At 74.0% G+C, this 2,457-nt stretch carries 2 protein-coding genes; both read left to right on the forward strand.

What is annotated here, in order from left to right:
- The first annotated feature begins 139 nt into the window (after positions 1 to 139).
- A complete protein-coding gene (locus tag WA805_RS30150; RefSeq protein ID WP_422285891.1) occupies positions 140 to 1,291 on the forward strand; it encodes an FAD-dependent monooxygenase in 1,152 nt (383 codons plus the stop codon).
- Between the two features lie 50 nt (positions 1,292 to 1,341).
- A partial coding sequence (locus WA805_RS30155) for an ATP-binding protein (RefSeq protein ID WP_425244021.1) occupies positions 1,342 to 2,457 on the forward strand: 1,116 nt, incomplete at its 3' end.

A 2,457-nucleotide genomic window follows, 5' to 3' on the forward strand; every position in this document is an offset into this window, starting at 1 on the left:
CCCGAAGCCCACCCTCCCGTCAGCCGCCATCGCGCTGGCCGAGCCGCCCGTCCGGGTACGCCGCTGGTTCAAGCTGACCGGCGGCCCGCCCGCTTAGGTTCGAGGACCTGGCCGGACCAGAGACGAGGAGGGCGAAGGCGTGGCGCTGCGGGCGGTGGTGGTCGGCGGCGGAATCGGCGGGATGGCGGCGGCGGTCGCGCTGGCCCGGGCCGGGATCGACGTGCAGGTCTACGAGCAGGCGCGGGAGCTGACCGAGGTCGGCGCCGGGGTGTCGCTGGCGCCCAACGGACTGCGGATGCTCGACAGGCTCGGGGTGGGCGAGGGAATCCAGCGACTGGGCGCGCGGCACGTCTCGACCCAGCTACGGCTTGCCGACGGGCAGCCCGCGCGGCACGAACCGCACCAGTTCGCGCAGCCCGGGCGGAACGTGGGCATCCACCGGGCCGATCTCCTCGCGCTCCTCGCGGAGCAGTTGCCGCCGGGCACGGTGCGCACCGGGCACCGGTGCACGGACGCCGGCCAGGATGCCGACGCCGTCACCATCGGGTTCGGTAACGGGACGTCGGTCACGGCGGACGTCGTGATCGGAGCAGACGGCATTCACTCCGTGCTGCAGGGGTTCGTGGTCGATCCGGCGGAGCCCGTGTTCTCCGGAGTCGTCGCCTACCGCGGCCTGGTGCCGTCCATGGCCGGCTACCCGGCCGGCACGATGCGGATGTGGGTCGGCGAGAGCAAGCACTTCCTGGTCTTCCCGGTCCGCGCCGGCCAGCTGCTGAACTACGTCGGCTTCGTCCAGTCGGGCACGTCCGTCCGCGAGTCGTGGTCGGCGGCCGGCGACCCGGCGGCGCTGGCCGCGCACTTCACCGGCTGGGACCCGGTCATCGGGGAGATCATCGCCGCGATCACCGGGCCGGGCGGCAGCGGGTTCCAGTGGGGGATGTACGACCGGGTGCCGCTGCCGCGGTGGAGCAGCGGGCGCCTGACGCTGCTCGGGGACGCGGCGCACCCGATGCTGCCGCACCTGGGGCAGGGCGTGAACCAGGCGCTGGAGGACGCGGTGGCGCTGGCCGAGCTGCTCGGCGCCTGCGCGAGTCCGGCAGGCGTGCCGCGAGCGCTGGCCGCATATGAGGAGCTGCGGCGGGACCGGACGGCGCAAGTCCAGCTCGGCTCCAGGCGCAACGGCGCCGGCTACGACAGCTCGGGCAGCCAGCTCACCGACAGGCGGTGGATCTACGAGTACGACGCGGGAACAGAGGCCGCCGCGCTCGCCTCGACCGCCCGCTTCTCGTGACGAGAGAGCGACTCTAGGCAGCCATGGCCTCCCGCGCTTATTGTTGCGCCGTGGGGGGCGGGGCGGCCGACGTGGCCGCGCTGATGGTGGGCCGTGACCGCGAGCTGTCTCGGGTCACGCGCCTCTTTGACGACGCGCTGGCGGGACAGGGGCGTCTGGTGCTGTGCACCGGCGAGTCGGGAATCGGGAAGACCCGCCTGGGCGAAGAGCTCACCGCCGCGGCCGCCGCCAGGGGCGTGCCGGTGGCGTGGGCTCGCGCGGCCGACAGGGACAGCTCGCCGCCGTACGGTCTATGGCGGCCGGTCTTGGACGAGCCCGCCATCCGCGGCGACGCCTGGGGCGGATCCCGGCAGGACCTGTGGTCGCATGTCTTCGGCGACGCCGCCCGGCCCGTCCTGGCCGAGAGCGCCGATGCTGGCAGCGCGCACCGGTTCGCGCTGTTCGCCGAGGTGCGCCGGCGGCTGGCGGAGGCCGCCGGGCCGGCCGGGCTACTGCTGGTGTTCGACGATCTGCAGTGGGCGGACGAGGCGTCCGCGGCCCTGCTCACCGATCTCGTGCGCCAGCTGCACGGGACCCGCATGCTGGTCTTCGCCAGCTACCGGGCCTCGCCAGGCGCGGGCGATGAGACCCTGCTCCGCCTGTCGGCGGAGGCCAACGCGGACCGGGTGGACCTGCACGGCCTGACCGCCCAGGCCATCGAGGAGCTGCTGCGCGCCGCCGGGCTGCCCGCCCACGCGGACCAAGTGGACAAGGTGCACGCCGAGACGGACGGTAACCCGTTCCTGGTCCGGGAGCTGGCCCGCATGCTCGTGGAGCAACGCCGCCACGGTCCAGGTTCGGTGCCAGGACGGGTGGTTGACGCCACGGCCTACCGGCTCGCCCAGGTGTCGGAGCCTGCCCAGGCGCTGCTGCGGACTGCCGCGGTGGCTGGCAACAGCTTCTCGGCCGGCGTGGTGGCCCGGATGCTTGGCGTGCCCGTGCTCAGCCTGCTCGGTCCGCTGGACGAATGCCGGGCCGCCGGATTCGTGGTGGCCGGTGACCATCCCGGCGACTACCGCTTCTCGCATGCGCTGGTCCGTGCGGCGGTGGCCGCCGGGCTGAGCGCGGAAGAGCAGCGGCGGCTGCACACGGCGGGGGCGGACGCGATCGAGGCACTGTACGAGGGG

Origin of the sequence: Trebonia sp., assembly GCF_049794275.1 — a bacterium.
GTDB lineage: Bacteria > Actinomycetota > Actinomycetes > Streptosporangiales > Streptosporangiaceae > Trebonia.